General features: G+C 63.6%; 16 protein-coding genes. 13 read left to right on the top strand and 3 right to left on the bottom strand.

All coding sequences use genetic code 11. The features are described 5' to 3' along the window. Positions 1 to 2 precede the first annotated feature (2 nt). Positions 3 to 590 carry a tRNA 5-(aminomethyl)-2-thiouridylate-methyltransferase MnmM gene (gene mnmM / locus L4X63_RS13060; protein WP_250679080.1) on the top strand — a complete coding sequence of 196 codons (588 nt, stop codon included), beginning with the start codon at positions 3 to 5 and terminating at the stop codon, positions 588 to 590. A 217-nt stretch (positions 591 to 807) separates the two neighbouring features. Next, the gene (gene hpnI / locus L4X63_RS13055) at positions 808 to 1,947 is read left to right on the top strand and encodes a bacteriohopanetetrol glucosamine biosynthesis glycosyltransferase HpnI (RefSeq protein ID WP_250679079.1); all 1,140 of its coding nucleotides are present in this window, start codon (positions 808 to 810) and stop codon (positions 1,945 to 1,947) included. 51 nt (positions 1,948 to 1,998) lie between these two features. Here the strand turns inward: hpnI and L4X63_RS13050 are convergent, their stop codons facing one another. Genes L4X63_RS13050 through L4X63_RS13040 form a run of 3 tightly spaced genes read right to left on the bottom strand, consistent with a single transcriptional unit; the run spans position 1,999 to position 4,454 of the window. Further along, entirely contained in the window at positions 1,999 to 2,211 is a 213-nt protein-coding gene (locus L4X63_RS13050; protein ID WP_250679078.1) for a DUF2905 domain-containing protein, read from the bottom strand. Between the two features lie 4 nt (positions 2,212 to 2,215). Further along, positions 2,216 to 2,746, bottom strand: a complete 531-nt coding sequence (locus tag L4X63_RS13045; protein WP_250679077.1) for an epoxyqueuosine reductase QueH — start codon at positions 2,744 to 2,746, stop codon at positions 2,216 to 2,218. A gap of 7 nt (positions 2,747 to 2,753) precedes the next feature. Continuing rightward, the gene (locus L4X63_RS13040) at positions 2,754 to 4,454 is read right to left on the bottom strand and encodes a cytochrome C (protein WP_250679076.1); all 1,701 of its coding nucleotides are present in this window, start codon (positions 4,452 to 4,454) and stop codon (positions 2,754 to 2,756) included. Between the two features lie 271 nt (positions 4,455 to 4,725). Between L4X63_RS13040 and L4X63_RS13035 the strand changes: the two genes are divergently transcribed. The 11 genes from L4X63_RS13035 to L4X63_RS12985 all read left to right on the top strand — a co-directional run bounded on the left by L4X63_RS13035 (position 4,726) and on the right by L4X63_RS12985 (position 16,818). Beyond that, complete coding sequence (locus tag L4X63_RS13035) at positions 4,726 to 6,027, top strand: cytochrome C (RefSeq protein WP_250679075.1); 1,302 nt, start codon at positions 4,726 to 4,728, stop codon at positions 6,025 to 6,027. Positions 6,028 to 6,065: 38 nt separating this feature from the next. Continuing rightward, positions 6,066 to 6,425, top strand: coding sequence for a cytochrome C (locus L4X63_RS13030; RefSeq protein WP_250679074.1), 360 nt, complete (start codon positions 6,066 to 6,068; stop codon positions 6,423 to 6,425). 4 nt (positions 6,426 to 6,429) lie between these two features. Further along, positions 6,430 to 8,604 carry a methyl-accepting chemotaxis protein gene (locus tag L4X63_RS13025; protein ID WP_250679073.1) on the top strand — a complete coding sequence of 725 codons (2,175 nt, stop codon included), beginning with the start codon at positions 6,430 to 6,432 and terminating at the stop codon, positions 8,602 to 8,604. Positions 8,605 to 8,771: 167 nt separating this feature from the next. Then, complete coding sequence (trpA, locus tag L4X63_RS13020) at positions 8,772 to 9,575, top strand: tryptophan synthase subunit alpha (RefSeq protein WP_250679072.1); 804 nt, start codon at positions 8,772 to 8,774, stop codon at positions 9,573 to 9,575. Positions 9,576 to 9,710: 135 nt separating this feature from the next. Continuing rightward, positions 9,711 to 10,559, top strand: a complete 849-nt coding sequence (accD, locus tag L4X63_RS13015) for an acetyl-CoA carboxylase, carboxyltransferase subunit beta (protein ID WP_250679071.1) — start codon at positions 9,711 to 9,713, stop codon at positions 10,557 to 10,559. A 307-nt stretch (positions 10,560 to 10,866) separates the two neighbouring features. Beyond that, positions 10,867 to 11,496 carry a LysE family translocator gene (locus L4X63_RS13010; RefSeq protein WP_250679070.1) on the top strand — a complete coding sequence of 210 codons (630 nt, stop codon included), beginning with the start codon at positions 10,867 to 10,869 and terminating at the stop codon, positions 11,494 to 11,496. Between the two features lie 22 nt (positions 11,497 to 11,518). Beyond that, a complete protein-coding gene (locus L4X63_RS13005) occupies positions 11,519 to 11,854 on the top strand; it encodes a cupin domain-containing protein (RefSeq protein ID WP_250679069.1) in 336 nt (111 codons plus the stop codon). Between the two features lie 93 nt (positions 11,855 to 11,947). After that, a complete protein-coding gene (locus tag L4X63_RS13000; RefSeq protein ID WP_250679068.1) occupies positions 11,948 to 13,222 on the top strand; it encodes a bifunctional folylpolyglutamate synthase/dihydrofolate synthase in 1,275 nt (424 codons plus the stop codon). Positions 13,223 to 13,275: 53 nt separating this feature from the next. After that, the gene (locus L4X63_RS12995; protein ID WP_250679067.1) at positions 13,276 to 15,495 is read left to right on the top strand and encodes an LPS-assembly protein LptD; all 2,220 of its coding nucleotides are present in this window, start codon (positions 13,276 to 13,278) and stop codon (positions 15,493 to 15,495) included. A gap of 109 nt (positions 15,496 to 15,604) precedes the next feature. Continuing rightward, positions 15,605 to 16,438 (top strand): dTDP-4-dehydrorhamnose reductase, encoded by an 834-nt coding sequence (rfbD, locus tag L4X63_RS12990; RefSeq protein ID WP_250679066.1) that lies wholly within the window; start codon positions 15,605 to 15,607, stop codon positions 16,436 to 16,438. 14 nt (positions 16,439 to 16,452) lie between these two features. After that, positions 16,453 to 16,818, top strand: a complete 366-nt coding sequence (locus L4X63_RS12985) for a cupin domain-containing protein (protein WP_250679065.1) — start codon at positions 16,453 to 16,455, stop codon at positions 16,816 to 16,818. The last annotated feature ends 56 nt before the right edge of the window (positions 16,819 to 16,874 follow it).

The following is a 16,874-nucleotide window of genomic DNA, read 5'->3' as shown; positions in this document are numbered from 1 at the left end:
CCGTGGCGGCGGAGGTAAGGGAAGCCAGGGGAGAGTTGCGGGGGGCGGTGCCGCTCTCGCATTTCCTGCTCCGCGGTCACGTTGGCGCGGGGGAGCTGGCCGTCGATGCCACCTGCGGCAACGGCGGCGACACCGCGCTCCTGGCCGAGCTGGTAGGGGAGGGGGGGCGCGTCTGGGCCTTCGATCTGCAGCCGGTGGCCATCGAGGCAACCCGGGCGCTGCTGGAGGAGAAGGGGCTTTCACGCAGGGTCGAGCTCGTTCAGGCGGGGCACGAGGGGCTTGCCGGGTTCGTACCGGAGGGGCTTTCCGCCGTGGTCTTCAACCTCGGGTACCTTCCCGGCGGCGACCCCGCGCTGGTGACCTCCCCGGAATCGACCGTGGCGGCGCTCGGCCAGGCGGCGGCGTTGCTGAAGCCTGGCGGTATCGTCACCGCCGCGCTCTATACCGGCCATCCCGGCGGACCGGAAGAGGCGGCAGCAGTCGAGGAATGGGCCGCCGCGCTCGATCCGCGGCGCTTCAACGTCTGGACGAGCCGCCAGCTGAACCGCTCGAACGTGGCCCCCTACCTGGTCTGGGTGGAAAAAGTGTAGCCAACCTTCCCCCTCCCCTGGAGGGAGGGGGCGAGGGGGTGGGGGACGCTGGCGTTCAGGAAATGCTAGGAACTAAAGGCAAAGAACTAAAGGCAAATCCTCCCTGTCCCCCCTTTGACAAGGGGGGGACGCTGCTTCCACCACCTGGGAGGAGCCTCGGTGATTGATTTGGGCGGAGCGGGAAGAAGGCTGAGTGTGGAAGAGGATTGAGGAGCCGATGCTGAGAGAGATTTTGCCATTCGTTGTTACTGCACCGGCCATGGTCTATGCCGGGTTGACCTATTACTGCGGCCGGAGCTTCTTCGGCAGCCGCAAGGCGCTTCCCGACTTCACCCCGCCGGTCTCCATCCTCAAGCCCGTCAAGGGGATGGACGGCGAGAGCTTCGAAAACTTCTCCTCCTTCTGCCGCCAGGAGTACCCCGAGTACCAGATCGTCTTCGCGGTCGCCTCCACCACCGATCCGGTCATTTCGGTGATCAGGGAGGTGGTGGCCGCCTTCCCCGAGGTCGACATCGAGCTCGTCATCGACGGCGGCATCCACGGGGCCAACTACAAGGTATGCAACCTCATGCACGCCCGCGCCAAGGCCCGCCATCCCTTCCTCATCGTCTGCGACAGCGACATCCGCGTCCGTCCCACCTACCTCCGTGAGGTCATGGCCCCCTTCGCCGACCCCGAGGTCGGGCTGGTCACCTCCCTCTACCGCACCTCCGGCGTCCAGGGTGCCGGCTGTGCCATCGAGGCGCTCGGCTTCTCGTGCGAGATGGTCCCCAACGTCATGGCGGCCGTCAAGCTGGAAGGGCTGAGTTTCGCCCTGGGGGCATCGATGGCGGTGCGCCAGAGCGCGCTCGACAAGATCGGCGGCTTCGAAGCGCTGGTCGACTACCTGGCCGACGACTACCAGCTCGGCAACATGATCCACCGCGCGGGCTTCAAGCTGGAGCTCTCCCCGCACTTCGTCGAGAGCATCATGAAGGGGAGCGAATCGGTCTCCGAGGTGCTCGTGCGTCAGCTTCGCTGGGGACGCACCATGCGGGTCTCCCGTCCCGGCGGCTACCTGGCCTCCGGCATCACGCTCCCCTTTCCCGGGGCGCTGCTGGCGCTGCTCGTCTCCGGCTTCTCCGCGGCCGGTTTCGCGGCGGCCGCACTTCTCTACGCCGTGCGCTCCCTTTGCTGCCTGGGCTATAGCCGCACCTACGTGAAAGACCGTCTGCTCCCTGGCTGGCTCTGGCTGTTGCCGGTCCGGGACGCGTTTTCGTTCGGGGTCTGGGCGCTCTCTTTGGTGGGAAACCGTGTGCTGTGGCGGGGACACCTGTTCCAGTTGAACCGGGGCGGGAAGATCGTCGAGATAGGGTAGGGGAACTGCCATGAAGTCCCCCTTTGTAAAAGGGGGGAGGTGCAAGGTGTTTTACCGCCGGAAAAGCCAGAGGATGAAGGAGAGGACGATAGAGACGATGATGCTGGTGGCGAGGGGGAAGTAGAAGGTGAAATTCTCCCTCTTCACGTAGATGTCGCCGGGAAGCCGTCCCAGCCAGGGGATGCGGCCGGCTAAGGTCAGGATCACGCCGATGAGGGCGATGACGAGACCGAGAATGATGAGTGATTTGCCGAACTGGGGCATGTCCCTATTTTCTCACATACCGGTCTTTTTCGCTGTAGATGCAGCCGCAATACTTCTGCCGGTAGAGCCCCATCTCCTTCGAGAGATCGATCCCGTCCTGCCAGCCACGCCGGAAATCGTCGTAGTGGAACTTCACCCCGTAGTGCTCTCCCAGTTTCTCCCCGAACTCCCTGATCAGATCGTGATTTTGGTACCTGCTGTAGAGAAGCGTCGAGGAAAAGGCGGGGAAGCCTAGTTCGGCCGCCGTCTTGGCGGTCTCCTCCAGCCGGGAGCGGTAGCAGTAGCCGCAACGCGATTGCGGATTCCCCGCGACGTTGGCAAGGAACTCTTCGAGGAGGTACTCGTTGCGGTAGATGACCTCGAGCTCGATCATTCCGGCGTATTCGCGGACGGCGTTTCTTCGGGCGCGGAACTCGGTGTAGGGATGGATGTTGTGGTTGAAGAAGAAGCCGGTGACCTCTGCGCCGCCTGACCTCAGTTCCTTGACTGGGTAGACGGCGCAGGGGCCGCAGCAGATGTGCAGAAGTAGTTTCATGTTCCCCTTACGGACGGGTTCCGTTCGGCATGAGGTAGGTGATGGCGTTGGTCTTGGTGGCCGCGGTGATGGTGCCGCCGACCGCCACGCTGTTGATGGCCGCCGCTACGTCGTTACCGAACGAGCCGTAGTTGATCCAGTCGATGCTGTCGTAGATGAGCCGCTTCACGTAGAGCGGATTGTGGGCGAAAGCGCCGGTGTCGTTGGAGAGCCAGCCGTAGTTGAAGGCGACCCCCATGGTGTTGGCGCCGCCGCCGGGCCAGGCCGCGTTGTAGTTGGAGTTGCGGTTGGAGAGCGAGACGACCTTGCCGGTGCGGAGCTTGTTGAGGATCGCCATGGCCGCCTGGAAGCCCGCCTTACGGGTATTGTAGGTGGTGACGTCGAGGCTGTTCGCGCCGGTGTGGCAGGAGGCGCAGCCGGACGGAAGGGCGGTGACCGTCGTCCCGGTGCTGTCGAAGGTGACCGGCAGGAACAGGTGCGAATCGCTGTTTTTCATGTGGCAGGTAATGCAGGGACCGCTGGTCCCGGTCCCCTTGTAGTTGGCCTGGCCGACCAGCGAATGCTGGAACCCGGCATTGGTGTAGTTGAGGCCGGGGAATTCGTAGCCGCCTACCTGCAAGAGCGTGATGCCGGAAGCGCGGTCGTGGGCGCTGGGCGCGTTGGTGTTGCTGAAGTCGGTCCCGGCGGCGGCCATGTCCTTGACCATGCTGCCGATGCCGCGGCCGGTATGGCACGGCATGCAGACGTTGGAGTCGCCGAGGTCCGCGAAGACGGTCGGCTTGTTGTTGAGCTCGATGGTCGGGGCGGTATTGGAGGAGGAGAAGTTGTAGTAGATCACCGCCGCCGGGACCTGCCGTACCTGGTAGCCGTAGGCGCGGCCGTTACCGTTGTCATGGCAGGCGTCGCAGCCGGTGACCTCCTTGGTCTTGTCCGGGGAGGGGCTGTCTGCCGGCTGGGTCTGCCCCGGCGGCACCTGTACCGGCGCGTTCTGCACCACCGCATATCCGGGGCCCGCGAACGGTACCAGGCTGGTGAAGCCGCTGTTGACGAAGTTGATGAAGCCGGTGGTGGTGTGGCACCGCACGCAGTAGTACTGGAAGGTGGTGGCGGCCGGCTGGTAGCTCCCGCGGGTCTTGAAGTCGTAGTTGGTGCGTGCCTTGGTCACGTTGCCGTGCCCGGAAGCGGCCCAGTCGGAGTTGATGGCCCGGGCGCTGGTGGGGTCGTGCGGGTTGTGGCACTTGTTGCAGTTGTTGATGTAGAGCGAGCTGACGTAGCTTGCGCGGAAGTTGTTCTGGGAGAAGCTCGCGGTCATGTTGCCGAAGTGTTTGGGGGTGAGGGCCACCATGATGTCGTTGGGGTGGTTAAGGCCGTGGCATTTGCCGCATTTGCCCGAGGCATCCGGGTTGATCACCACCGAGAAGCCCCCGCCTGCGTGGCACTTGTTGCAGAGGTTCGGGTGCCCCGCATCGGGCTCGTGGCAATCGGCGCACCCCGCACCGTTGTTGGTGTTGTGGGTGGAGGCGAGCCACTCGTTGACGATCAGTGCCCCGGTCGCCGGCGAGGTCATCGCGCCGTGACAGGCGACCTGCATGCAGGGCTGGGAGATACTCAGTTTTGACTGTGTCGGCTGAACGGTGCTCGGGCCGCTTCCACAGCCGGAAAGGAGAAAAGTCATCGACATCAGCAGTACAATGCATTTCAAAAACATGGAAAAAGCCTCCCTCCAGCGATTTGGTCGCTATATATATCATCAACAAGCACAAAATAGTAAGCAAAAATATGAGTAAGCCTTCACCGGCAAGAAAAATGATTTCTGAGACCCGTGTTTTGTTAAGTTGACTTCACACTATCAATATAGTAATAATCGCCCCTGATTATTTAACGGGTGTCTATTGTCCCGCGGGCTGGCCCATTCCGCGGTTTTTAAGTGAGATTGTTTTAATTTTTTGAGACATCGTTAATTGCATCAGGAGACCGCCATGTTGCTCCGGAAAAGCCGCGTTGCCATTGTAATTCTTGCTGGGGTGCTTGCTGCTCCTTTCGTGAAGCCGGACCGGGCGGATGCCATTCCCGCTTTCAGCCGTCAGCACAAGACCGAGTGTTCCACCTGCCACACCGTCTATCCCGAACTGAACGAGTTCGGCGAAGCCTTCCTGAAGAACAACTACGTCTATCCCGGCAAGAAGGGCGCTGCCAAGACGGCCGAGGGAAAAGACTCCAAGAGCGAATGGGCGTGGCTTTCCGGCCTGCCGGAGATGATCCCGGTTTCCTTCACCGCCACCATCGACGCGGCCTATGACCGCGACGCCTTCGACGGCAACGAGCTCGACCTCTCCAGCCGCTCCCTGAGGCTGCAGGCCGGCGGCACCTTCCGCGACGCGGCCGCCTTCTTCGCCACCTACAACCTGTACACCCAGGGCGCCCAGACCGGCCCCGTCGCCAACAACCCGACCGTCAATGCCAACACCCCCCCCAACAACAACCCGAACATAAGCGAGCTGTTCCTCATCTGGAGGGAGGCCTTCGGGACCCCGGTCAACGTGAAAGTGGGGCGGATGGAACCGAACGTGTCGCTCTGGAAGCGGAGCAACAAGGTCATCGTCGTCCCCCCCTTCGCCTCCACCTCCTACCTGGTCGGCAATTCCCCCTTCTCGGTGGATGCGCCGGAGGACGCCCTGGAGATCAACGGGGTGCTCGGCAACCGGCTCTTCTTCGCGGGGGGCGTGGTGGACAGAAACGGCCAGAACCAAAACGACGGCTACGGCCGCCTGGCCTTGAAGATCGGCGGGACCGACTACAAGGGGGAGGAGCCCGAAATCGATCTCGACAACGAGAGCGTCTGGGACTACCTGGCGATCACCCTGGGTGCCTACGGGTACAAGGGGCGTAACGGCGACTTCGACCAGATCGGCATCGCCCGCAACATGAACAGCTTCTACCGGGCCGGCGCCGAGATCGACATCCTCTACAAGCGGCTCCACCTGAAGGGGAGCGGCAGCTTCGGCCGGGACGCCAACCCGCTCTTCTTAGCCACCCCGAGCGCGCTGGAGACCCACGCCGTCAGCGCCGAAGGGGAGTACTACCTCGGCGCCCCGATCAACCTGGTCCCCCTTTTCCGTTACGACTTCCAGGAAGGGGTGGACGGTGCCACCAGGCGCTACATCCCGGCCATCGCCTACACCCCGCTGCAAAACACCAAGCTGACGCTTGAGTACATCTTTACCGATGCCCCGACCGGCATCAACCGGACCGCCCTCGCCTCGCTGGCTTTCAGCCTCTAGCGCCCGGCGGGTACCGCTACTTAAAAAGGAGAGACCACATGAAGAAGGTACTGGTCACCATGCTTCTCATCGCCCTTTCGGCCACCGCCGCGCAGGCCGGACTTAGAGTCGTCGGCAGGGGTGCCGAACGGCAGTTCGACCCCTCCAGCTTTCCCCCGGCCATGAAAGCCAATTACGACGTGGTGCGCGTTAAGTGCGTCAAGTGCCACACCCTCGAGCGGCTGGTGGTTGCCGTCCAGACCGGGGTGGCCCCCATCTCCGGGCAGCCCTTCGACCGCAGCGCCACCAAGGCCTACGGCATCAAGATGCTCAGGAAGCCCGACTCCAACATGACCAAGGGCCAGGTTAAACAGGCCGTCGATCTCATGAACTACCTTCTGAGCGAAGCGGAGCGCTGATTTCATGAAGAAACTAAAGCTGCGCAGCCGCCTGCTCATGGCCTTCATGGTCATGGCCCTCTTGGTGGTGATCACCGGAAGCTTCGGGGTCGTCACCGTGAAACGGGTAGGGGGGCAGATCCAGAACATCCTCGAGCAGCTCTCCAAGGAGCAGAAGCAGGTTCTGCTGATGGCGGTGACCCAGAAGTACTGCCACGTGAGCCTGATGCAGGCCGCCCTGGTGCGTTCCGAGAAGGACAAGTTCGAGGATTACGTCGAGGATTACCACACCAAGCGTGACCTGCTGCAGAGCCAGGCCCAGGTGCTTTTGAACGGCAACGTCAAGCTCGGCATCAGGCCCGCCGTCAAGGGTGGTTCCATCGAGCAGCGGACCAAGAAGTTCCTCGCCAGCTGGGACGAGTTCGAGAAGGTGGCCGACAAGCTCGTCGAGCACAAGCGTGCCATCCTCGGGAGCGGCTCCTCGCTCACCGACGATACCCTCCACCAGCTGGCCAACGAGGACATCTCCGACGCCAACGACAAGGCGAAGGCCGATCTGGACGACATCCTGCTGGAAGTCGGCAACCAGATGAACCAGGCCAACGCCCAGGTCACCCAGATCCAGCAGACCTCGGTGATCGCCTTCGCGCTGGTCATCCTGATCGCCATCGCGGTGGCGGTGGGGCTGGGGCTCTCCATCACCCGCAACATCGTCCTCCGCGTCAAGACCCTGCTGGACGCGGTGAACAAGGGGTCGGAAGGGGACCTGACCTGCAAGGTCGAGATGGATGCCTACGACGAGATCGGCACCCTCGGGGCGGACTTCAACGAGATGACCGGCAAGCTCTCGGGGATGATGGGGAAGGTCTCCCGCTCGTCGGCCGAGCTGGCCGCCATCTCGGAGACCATGTCCAAGGCCTCCCACTCGGTGGTGGCTTCGGCCAAGACCCAGGCGGATAGCGTTGCCAAGACCTCGGCGGCCATCGTACAGATCAACACCTCCATCAAGGGGGTCGCGGAAGGGGTCGATTCCCTCTCGGCCTCGGCCTCGGAGAGCTCCTCCTCCATCCTGGAGATGGCTTCCAGCGTCGAGGAGGTCGTGCAGAGCATGGAGAACCTCTCCCAGTCGGTGAACGAGGTCTCCTCCTCGATCGTCGAGATGGGGGTCTCCATCAAGGAAGTCGGCAACGGCGTGGTAAGCCTGATGGAAGTCGCCACCGCCACCGCCTCCTCCGTCATGCAGATGGACAGCTCCATCAAGCAGGTGGAGAGAAACGCTAACGAGACCGCCTCCATCTCGGCCGCGGTCCGCATGGACGCCGAGACCGGCCGCGAGTCGGTGGATGCGATGATCAACGGGATGCAGGAGATCAAGCGCTCCTCCCAGATCACCGGCGAGGTCATCACCACCCTCTCCGAGCGGGCCACCGACATCGGCGAGATCCTCTCGGTCATCGACGAGGTGGCCGAACAGACGAACCTTTTGGCCTTGAACGCCGCCATCATCGCGGCGCAGGCGGGCGAGCACGGCAAGGGCTTTGCCGTGGTGGCCGACGAGATCAAGGAGCTCTCGGAAAGGACCTCGGCCTCCACCCGCGAGATCGCCCAGGTGATCCGCGGCGTCCAGGACGAGACCGCCCGGGCCGTCGAGGCCATCGAGCAGGCCGAGCAGAGCATCAGCGACGGCGAGATCCTCTCCGAGAAGTCGGGCGAGGCGCTCCACAAGATCGTGCTGGGGGTCAACGAGGCGACCGCGCAGGTGGCCGAGATCGCCCGCACCACCGTCGAGCAGGCCAAAGGGAGCCAGATGATCCGCGAGGCCATGGAGCAGGTCTCCGAGATGGTCTCCCAGATCGCCAAGGCGACCCGCGAGCAGGGGCAGGGGAGCGAGATGATCATGGGGGCGGTGGAGAACATGAAGACCCTCACCTCCCAGGTGCTCTCCTCCACCCGCGAGCAGAACAAGGTGGGTGGCCTCATCGCCAAGAGCACCGAGAGCATCACCGAGATGATCTCCCACATAAAAAGGGCCTGCGACGAGCAAACCCGCGGCTCGGAGCAGATCGTGAGCTCGGTCGACGATATCCAGGCCGCTACCGACGCCAACCTCGGTGCCACCCGCGTCATGGACGAGGGGGTCAACAAGCTCTTCCGCCAGACCGAGATGCTGAGAAAAGAGATCGACGGCTTCAAGATCTAAGCCGCGGGCAACGCTCCCGGGACGCCCACCACATCATCACCGTCGTTAAGGCAATCCCCCCCATTCGTCCCCCCCTTGTCAAAGGGGGGACAGGGGGGATTTGCTTTTCATTCCACCGAATCACGCCGCTTCCGCTGTGAGGCGCCGGCGATCAAATAGGAGCAACCATGGGCAGGATTGCCGATACGTTCACGACCTTGCAACAGAAGGGGGAAAAGGCCCTAGTGACCTTCATCACCGCCGGAGACCCCGACCTCGCCACCACCGAACAGGCGGTGCTGGAGCTGGAGAAGGCGGGAGCCGACATCATCGAGCTCGGTGTGCCGTTCTCCGACCCCATGGCCGACGGCCCCACCATCCAGCTCTCCTCCGAGCGCGCGCTGGCCGGGGGGACCACCCTGCCGGCCATCCTGGAGCTCGTCAAGAGGCTCAGGACCCGGACCCAGATCCCCATCCTCCTCATGGGGTACTACAACCCGATCTTCGCCTACGGAGCAGACCGTTTCGCGGCCGACGCGCAGGCGGCGGGGGTAGACGCCCTCCTGGTGGTGGATCTCCCCCCCGAAGAGTCGGCCGAGCTGAAGGAGGCGACCGACCGCCACGGCCTCGACATCATCTTCCTCCTCACCCCGACCTCGGACCAGACGAGGATCGACACCGTCTGCCGGCTGGGGAGCGGGTTCATCTACTACGTCTCGGTGACCGGGGTCACCGGTGCCCGCAGCTCGGTGGCCGACACCCTGGCCTCCCGCGTGAGCGAGGTCCGTGCCGCCGTTTCCTTGCCGCTCGTGGTCGGCTTCGGCATATCCGACCCCTCGCAGGCGGGGGCGGTGGCCAAGAACGCCGACGGCGTCGTGGTCGGCAGCGCCCTCGTGAAGCTCTTCGAGAAGTACCGGGGAGCCGAGCTCGTCAAGGAGCTTGCGGCCTTCGTTTCCGCGCTAAAAGAAGGGGTCCGCTCGGCCTCCGCCTAGTGACCTATAGAGATTTCCGCAACTTAGCGGAATGCGCGTACCCTTTTGTTTGACATGCCTTGTTCTATCTGGTAAAAAACACGGCCAGTTTTAAACACGAAAAGGATGGGGATCTCCCCTTAAGAGGACAAAAATATGGCTTGGTTTAAAAGAGACAATCCGCCGAAGGCGAAGTCGTCCGATCCCCGGGTGAAGGTACCCGAGGGGCTGTGGACCAAATGCGTCAGCTGCAACGCCACCGTTTACACCAAGGACATAGAGAACAACCTCAACGTCTGCCCGAAGTGCAACCACCACTACCGGGTCTCCGCCAGGAAGAGAATCGAGCTCCTGATGGACCTCGGGAGCTTCGTCGAGTCGGACGCCGGGCTGGTGTCGATCGACTGCCTCGACTTCAAGGACTCCAAGAGCTACCAGGACCGTATCGACGCCGCGTTGGCCAAGGGGGGGAGCAAGGATGCCATCATCTGCGGCTCCGGCCGCATCGACGGCACTCCGGCCGAGATCTGCGTGTTCGATTTCTCCTTCATGGGGGGGAGCATGGGGAGCGTGGTCGGCGAGAAGATCACCCGCGGCATCGAGCGCGCGCTCGAGAAGCGCACCCCGGTCATCATCGTTTCCGCTTCCGGCGGCGCGAGGATGCAGGAGAGCATCCTCTCGCTGATGCAGATGGCCAAGACCTCCGCGGCGCTCGCCAAGCTCAAGGAGCAGGGGCTTCCCTTCGTCTCCATCCTGACCGACCCGACCACCGGCGGGGTCACCGCCAGCTTCGCCATGCTGGGCGACATCAACATGGCCGAGCCGAAGGCGCTGATCGGTTTCGCCGGTCCCCGCGTCATCGAGCAGACCATCCGGCAGAAGCTCCCGGAAGGGTTCCAGCGCGCCGAGTACCTGCTCGACCACGGCATGGTGGACGTCATCGTGGAGCGGAGCAAGATGAAGCAGCAGCTTTCCAGCATCCTGAAGATGCTGTACCGTCAGTAGCCGCAGGTGGCCGGAACGCCGCACGGCTGAAGCACCAGCGAGGGCGCCCCGGTAACACCGGCGGCGCCCTCTTGCATTTGCGGTTTTCCCTAGAACCCGTATCCGTCAGGCCACAGGAAGAGCGTCAGCTCTGGTTCCCCCCTCGGGATAAAAGGTCCCCCCCTTTGAAAAAGGGGGGACAGGGGGGATTTGCGACGTGGGCTGCAGGGAAAATCCCCCTAAATCCCCCTTTTCCAAAGGGGGACTTGAGAGCTTCCCCGAAATTTCGCGATGAACCTTCGCAAAGGATGGGGTAAAAAGGATCGCCATGATTTCTCTCTCGCATCTCGCCATGTTCTCCGCCACCTCGGTCATCCTCGCCTTCACCCCCGGCCCCGACATCCTCTACGTGATGACCCGCGGGATGGCGCAGGGGAAGAAGGCCGCCCTTTCCGCCGCGGCCGGCTTCGCCCTCGGCAATTTCGTCCACACCTTCTTCGCCATCGTCGGACTCTCGGCCCTGATCGCCTCTTCGGCAGTCGCCTTTACCTGCATCAAGCTGGCCGGCGCCGCCTATCTCATCTATCTTGGCGTCAGGATGCTCAGAAGCGGCGCCGCCCTCTCTCCCGACGCAAGCCTCGCCCGCCTCGAGTGCCGGGTCATCTTCCGCCAGAGCATCCTGGCCAACGTGATGAACCCGAAGGTCGCCCTGTTCTTCCTCGCCTTCTTCCCGCAGTTTCTCGAGCGCGAGAAGGGGGGCGTCGCCCTGCAGATGCTGACCCTCGGGACCACCTTCGTGGTGCTGACCATGCTTAGCTTCGGTTCCGTGGCCCTGCTCTCCGGCGAAATCGGCCGCTGGATCAAGCGCTCCTCGGCCTCCCAGGGACGTATCGGCCAGGTTGCCGGCACCGTCCTCATTGCCCTCGGCCTGAGGCTTGCCTGGCCCGAACGCTGGTAATCGATCAAATAGGGGGAAGAAAATGAGCTTTTATACGAAGCTGGACGAATTGCCCTGGGAGCCGGTGCGGGCCAACCTGACCACCGGGGTCTGGGGGCGGACGCTGCTGGACGGGGACACCAAGGCGGTGTACACCCGGGTAGAGCCGGGGGGCGAATTCCGCCCCCACGCCGACCGCTACGGCCACCTGATGCTCGTGTTGAGCGGAAAGGGAACCGCACAGGTCGCGGGTAAGGATCTCGTTCTCGAGGCGGGGACCGTGACCGGCATCGAGCCGGGGGAGTTGCACTCCTACCGAAATACCGGCGAGGACGATCTCGTCATGGTCACCCTCAATCTCACCGTTCACCAGCCGTGAGCGCCTAACTTCCGTTAGAAGACCGGCGCCATCCCGGAAAGGGGAAGACGTTATAGACATTTGCACTGTCTTTACCTATAATCGCCCGCTGTCATGACCTACGCCGAAATCCTCTCTCACATATACGCTCTCGGCCGATTCGGCATCAAGCCGGGGCTGGAGAGAATTTCCAGGCTGATGGCCGCGCTGGGCGATCCGCAGAAGAACCTGCCCGCGGTTCACGTGGTAGGCACCAACGGCAAAGGGTCCACCGCCTCCTTCCTCTCTTCCATCCTCACCACCGCCGGCTACCGCACGGGTCTCTTCACCTCCCCCCACCTGATCTCCTTCACCGAGAGGATCCGCATCGACGGCCGGGAGATTTCCGAGGATTCGGTGGTCCACCTGGCCCAGAGGGTGATGGCGGCCGCTCCGCCGGACACTACCTTCTTCGAGATGATCACCGCCCTGGCGGTCCTCTATTTTGCCGAGGAGGGAGTCGATATTGCGGTCTTCGAGGCGGGGATGGGGGGGAGCCGGGATGCCACCAACATCCTGGACGGTTTGCTGACCGTCATCACCCCGGTCGCCCTCGATCACGTGGAGTACCTGGGGGCGGATGTGCCCGAGATCGCGGCCGAGAAGGCTTCCATCTGCAAACCCGGGACGCCGCTGGTTTCCGCCCGCCAGGTATCCAGTGCCGGGGAAGCCATCGCTGCCAAGGCCGCCGGGATAGGCGCCACTCTCTACCGCTGCGGCTCCGATTTCGATGCCTGCTGGAAAGCGGGGAAGCTCGAGTACCGTGGGGTGGGGGTGACCCTGCACGAGGTGGTCCCCGGCCTCCATGGCCGCTACCAGAGCTGCAACGCCGCCACCGCGCTGGCTGCCGCCGAGGTGCTCTCGGGGATCGGCTTTCCCCTGGAACGCGCAGCCCTCGTGGGGGGCGTGGAAAATGCGTCCTGGCCCGGCCGGATGGAGATGTTCGACGGGGAGCCGCGGATTCTTCTCGATGGCGCCCACAACCCCGCGGGAGCCGAGGCCCTGGCCGACGCGCTGGCCGAGATACCCCGTGGTAAACTCGTCATGGTCATCGGCGTCATGGCCGACAAGGATCGTGAACCGCTGTTGAGCGCCTTGCTGCCGCTGGCCGATCTTGTCGTTACCGTCTCGCCGGCGCTGGAACGCGCGTTGCCGGCGGCTGAGCTGGCGGAAAGCTGCCGCAGGCAAGGCGCCGCCGTGGAAATCGGCGGTTCGGTAGCCGGGGGAGTCGAGCGCGCGCGGGAACTGGCCGGCGCAGACGGGCTGGTCGTCATCTGCGGCTCGCTCTTCACCGTCGGGGAAGCGCGCGGTCATCTCCTTTCGCGGCCTTTTGAGGCCTTCCGGGGGTAGTACTCCGGGAGCGCCGTGTACCCCGAACGGGGTGTGCATTTTTTAGGAGAGCGATGCTAGTTCGAAGAGCCGCCTGGCTCCTTTTTTATCTTTTGGTATCGGCGCCGGTATGGGGTGCCGATGTACCCGCGGGCACCACCCCGTCCCCCAAAGGGGCTGCCGCCGCCCCTGCCGCCGCCCCTGCCGCCGCCCCTGCCGCCGCCCCTGCCGCCGCCCCTGCCGCCGCCCCTGCCGCCGCCCCTGCCGCCGCCGTAGATCCGCGCCAGGTGACTCTCCAGGCCGACGACCTGCAACTCGACACCAAATCCGACACCTACCGCGCCAGCGGCAACGTCCATATGGTTCGCGACGGCGTCTCCCTCCAGGCCGACCAGGTGACCTATAACCGCAACTCCGGCGATGCGCTGGCGCAGGGAAACATCCTCCTGGAAAAAAGCGGCGACACCCTGAAGGGGAACCGCCTTTCGCTCAACCTCCTTTCCGACACCGGGGAGATGACCCCCGGCGACCTCTTCATCAAGCGGGGCAATTTCTACGTGCGCGGAGAGAAGCTCGAGAAGACCGGCGAAGAGAGCTACCGGTTGGAAAAGGGGAGCTTCACCACCTGCGACGGCGACGATCCAAGCTGGCATTTCCAGGCGAGGAAGATCGACGTCACTCTCGACGATTTCGCCACCGCCCGGGACGCCGTGTTCTATGCCGGCGACATTCCCATCTTCTACAGCCCTTTTCTCATCTTCCCGGTCAAGACCGACCGCCAGTCCGGCCTGCTGATGGCTAAGCCCGGCCATTCGAGCAAGAAGGGGTACTACATCCAGATCCCCTACTACTGGGCCGTCAGCGAGAGCCAGGACGTTACCTTCGGCCTCGACCTCGAGAGCTCGCGCGGCGCGGGGCTTGCCGTCGATTACCGCTATGCCCGTCCCAAGGGGGGCGAAGGGCGCTTCCAGACCTTCGGCATCTACGACACCAAGGCCGACCGCCCCCGCGGCGAGATCGACCAGCGGCACCTGGAGGTAGTCTCCCCCAACACCATGTTCGCCTCCAGCATCCACCTGATCACCGATCGCTCCTACTATCTCGACTACGGCGAGATCGCCGGCGACTACAACCGGCAGCTCCTCGAGTCGAGCATCTTCTTCGACCACCGCTGGGAGCGTTACGGGGTGAGCGGCGAGGTCCGCTACACCCAGGACCTGGTCGCCTCCAATAACGACGCCTCCATCCAGCGCTTCCCCGCGGTGTCGTTTGTGGCTGCCGGCGAAAAGGCCGGTCCCTTCTTCCTCTCCATGGACTCGAGCTTCATCAACTTCCAGCGCTCCGTCGGAACCACCGGCGAACGGGTGGTCCTGCACCCGAGAGCGACCTGGTACGCGAAGCCCGCCGGTCTCGATCTCTCCCTCTACGGCGGTTACCGCCAGCGGCTCTACAACATCTACGGTGCCCAGGCCTCCGACGGCTTCGAGGAGCTCGGCCAGGCGGACGCCGGGGCTGTCCTCTCCCTACCCCTGGAGCGGGTCTACGGCGGCACCTACCGCCACCTCTTGATTCCCTCCCTGGAGTACGGGTGGGTGCAGCGCCGCGGGGACGAGGACCTCCCCTTCTTCGATTACGAGGACCGGGTGCTGGCCCAGAACAGCGTGGGGTGGTCGCTTTCCAACGTGCTGACCGGGAAGTCGACCGCGGCCGACGGCACTCCCGAGTACCGCGACCTCGCTTCGCTGCGCCTCTCCCAGCTCTACCAGGTCAGCGGCCAGTTCGCCCGCGAGGTCCCGGCCACCGGCTCCATCCCCGCCCAGAGCGTTCCCCGCGACCTCCTCACCCTGGTGGACCCCGGGCACCATCTCGGGGATCTCTGGGTGGAGGGAAGGGTGAATCCGGTCAAGGAGGTCGCCTTCGGGCTGGATACCCGGTACAACCCGGTCGACAACAACTTCTCCTCCTTCGACTTCTCCATGGACTGGAAAGGGGAGGGGACCAGTCAGGCGGGGATCTCCTACCGCTCCAGCCACGACCAGCTGGAGTACATGGAGGGGCGGCTCTCCTTCCCGCTCACCAGGCAGATCACCGCCTCGGTCCTCGGGCGTTACTCCTTCGACCGCGGTGCCTTCCTCGAGTCCCGCTATTCGCTCGAGTACAAGCGCCAGTGCTGGAGCGTGATCGCCGCCTATGCCGACCGGGTCGGAAGCACCCTGGTCTCCAGCAACCAGGAGTTCACGGTCAATTTCACCCTGTACGGTGTCGGCTCTCCTGGCCCTATCCGTACCTTCTAGCCTGCGGGCACAAGATGTTGACATAACTGCTTTTAACGGTGTATCTAATAACTTTGTGTTCTGCGGCGTTTAACGTAGAACCTGGAACCTGTTTCTCTGTGGAGGATTGATGATACTGGTAGTCGGTTGCAATGGCATGCTTGGACAGGAGTTGATGGCCCTCTACGGGGACGCCGCGCGCGGGGTGGATGTCGACCAGATCGACATCACCGACCTCCTTTCCGTCCAGCGGGTGCTGATGACCCTGAAGCCGAGGGTGGTGATCAACGCCGCCGCCTACACGGACGTCGACGGGTGCGAGTCGAAGGCGGAGACCGCCATGCAGGTCAACGGCGAGGGGGTGGGCTTTCTCGCCATGCTCTGCCGCGAGCTCGGCGCCAAGCTGGTGCAGGTCAGCACCGACTACGTCTTCGACGGGAGCAAGGGCGCTCCCTACGAGGAGTACGACCCCCCCAGTCCGCTCAGCGTCTATGGCGAATCCAAGCTGGCGGGCGAGATGAACGCGGCGCTGGCCCACGACCACCTGATCGTCCGCACCCAGTGGCTCTACGGCCACGCCGGGAAGAATTTCGTCGAGACCATGCTGAAGCTCGCCACCGACCGCAAAGAGCTGAGCGTGGTCGACGACCAGATCGGGTCCCCCACCTGGACCTACGATCTCGCCCAGGCCCTCAAGGCCCTCATCGAGAAGAATTGCACGGGGATCTACCATGCCGCCAACTCCGGGTTCGTTTCCTGGAACGGTTTCGCCAAGGAGATCTTCCGCCTGGCCGGCGTCGAGGTCACCGTCAACGCCATGAGCACGGAACAACTTGGCCGTCCTGCGCCGCGTCCCCTCTACTCTACCCTCGACTGCGCCAGGCTTATCCAGGACACCGGTTTCACACCGCAGCCCTGGCAGGAGGCGCTCAAGCGCTACCTTGAGCTGCGTCCCAACAAATAACATCCGGAGGAAGCATGGAGAGCGGAGAGCGCCCCTGGGGCAAGTACACGGTCCTCGACGAAAACAGCGGATACAAGATCAAGCGGATCGAAGTGATGCCGGGGCAGCGGTTGTCGCTGCAGAAACATCACCACCGCAGTGAGCACTGGATCGTGGTCTCCGGAAGTGCCAAGGTCACCTGCGGCGACGAGGTCAAGATCGTCAACGTCAACGAGTCCACCTTCATCCCGATCGGGGCCAGCCACCGGCTGGAGAACCCCGGCGTGATCCCGCTGGTCATCATCGAGGTCCAAAGCGGCGAGTACCTCGGCGAGGATGACATCGTCCGGTTCCAGGACGACTACCATCGTGTGGAGCCGACCGGGTCGCAGACCGCGTAACGTATAACTCCCCCAGTCCTCCTGTAGGGTGGGCGCTTTCGATTGGTATCCCAGGA

The organism is Geomonas sp. Red32 (assembly GCF_023652955.1).
In the GTDB taxonomy this organism is placed as follows: Bacteria; Desulfobacterota; Desulfuromonadia; order Geobacterales; family Geobacteraceae; genus Geomonas.
Note: the sequence above shows the minus strand (reverse complement) of the source record. Positions and strands in the feature narration are given on the sequence as shown.

Excerpts from the sequence above, each read along its gene's own strand:
- L4X63_RS12985 (WP_250679065.1), top strand. The coding sequence starts at position 16,453 with ATGGAGAGCGGAGAGCGCCCCTGGGGCAAGTACACGGTCCTCGACGAA.
- L4X63_RS13010 (WP_250679070.1), top strand. The coding sequence starts at position 10,867 with ATGATTTCTCTCTCGCATCTCGCCATGTTCTCCGCCACCTCGGTCATC.
- L4X63_RS13040 (WP_250679076.1), bottom strand. The coding sequence starts at position 4,454 with ATGTTTTTGAAATGCATTGTACTGCTGATGTCGATGACTTTTCTCCTT.
- accD (WP_250679071.1), top strand. The coding sequence starts at position 9,711 with ATGGCTTGGTTTAAAAGAGACAATCCGCCGAAGGCGAAGTCGTCCGAT.
- L4X63_RS12995 (WP_250679067.1), top strand. The coding sequence starts at position 13,276 with ATGCTAGTTCGAAGAGCCGCCTGGCTCCTTTTTTATCTTTTGGTATCG.
- L4X63_RS13005 (WP_250679069.1), top strand. The coding sequence starts at position 11,519 with ATGAGCTTTTATACGAAGCTGGACGAATTGCCCTGGGAGCCGGTGCGG.
- L4X63_RS13030 (WP_250679074.1), top strand. The coding sequence starts at position 6,066 with ATGAAGAAGGTACTGGTCACCATGCTTCTCATCGCCCTTTCGGCCACC.
- L4X63_RS13025 (WP_250679073.1), top strand. The coding sequence starts at position 6,430 with ATGAAGAAACTAAAGCTGCGCAGCCGCCTGCTCATGGCCTTCATGGTC.
- L4X63_RS13050 (WP_250679078.1), bottom strand. The coding sequence starts at position 2,211 with ATGCCCCAGTTCGGCAAATCACTCATCATTCTCGGTCTCGTCATCGCC.
- L4X63_RS13045 (WP_250679077.1), bottom strand. The coding sequence starts at position 2,746 with ATGAAACTACTTCTGCACATCTGCTGCGGCCCCTGCGCCGTCTACCCA.
- hpnI (WP_250679079.1), top strand. The coding sequence starts at position 808 with ATGCTGAGAGAGATTTTGCCATTCGTTGTTACTGCACCGGCCATGGTC.
- rfbD (WP_250679066.1), top strand. The coding sequence starts at position 15,605 with ATGATACTGGTAGTCGGTTGCAATGGCATGCTTGGACAGGAGTTGATG.
- L4X63_RS13035 (WP_250679075.1), top strand. The coding sequence starts at position 4,726 with ATGTTGCTCCGGAAAAGCCGCGTTGCCATTGTAATTCTTGCTGGGGTG.
- trpA (WP_250679072.1), top strand. The coding sequence starts at position 8,772 with ATGGGCAGGATTGCCGATACGTTCACGACCTTGCAACAGAAGGGGGAA.
- L4X63_RS13000 (WP_250679068.1), top strand. The coding sequence starts at position 11,948 with ATGACCTACGCCGAAATCCTCTCTCACATATACGCTCTCGGCCGATTC.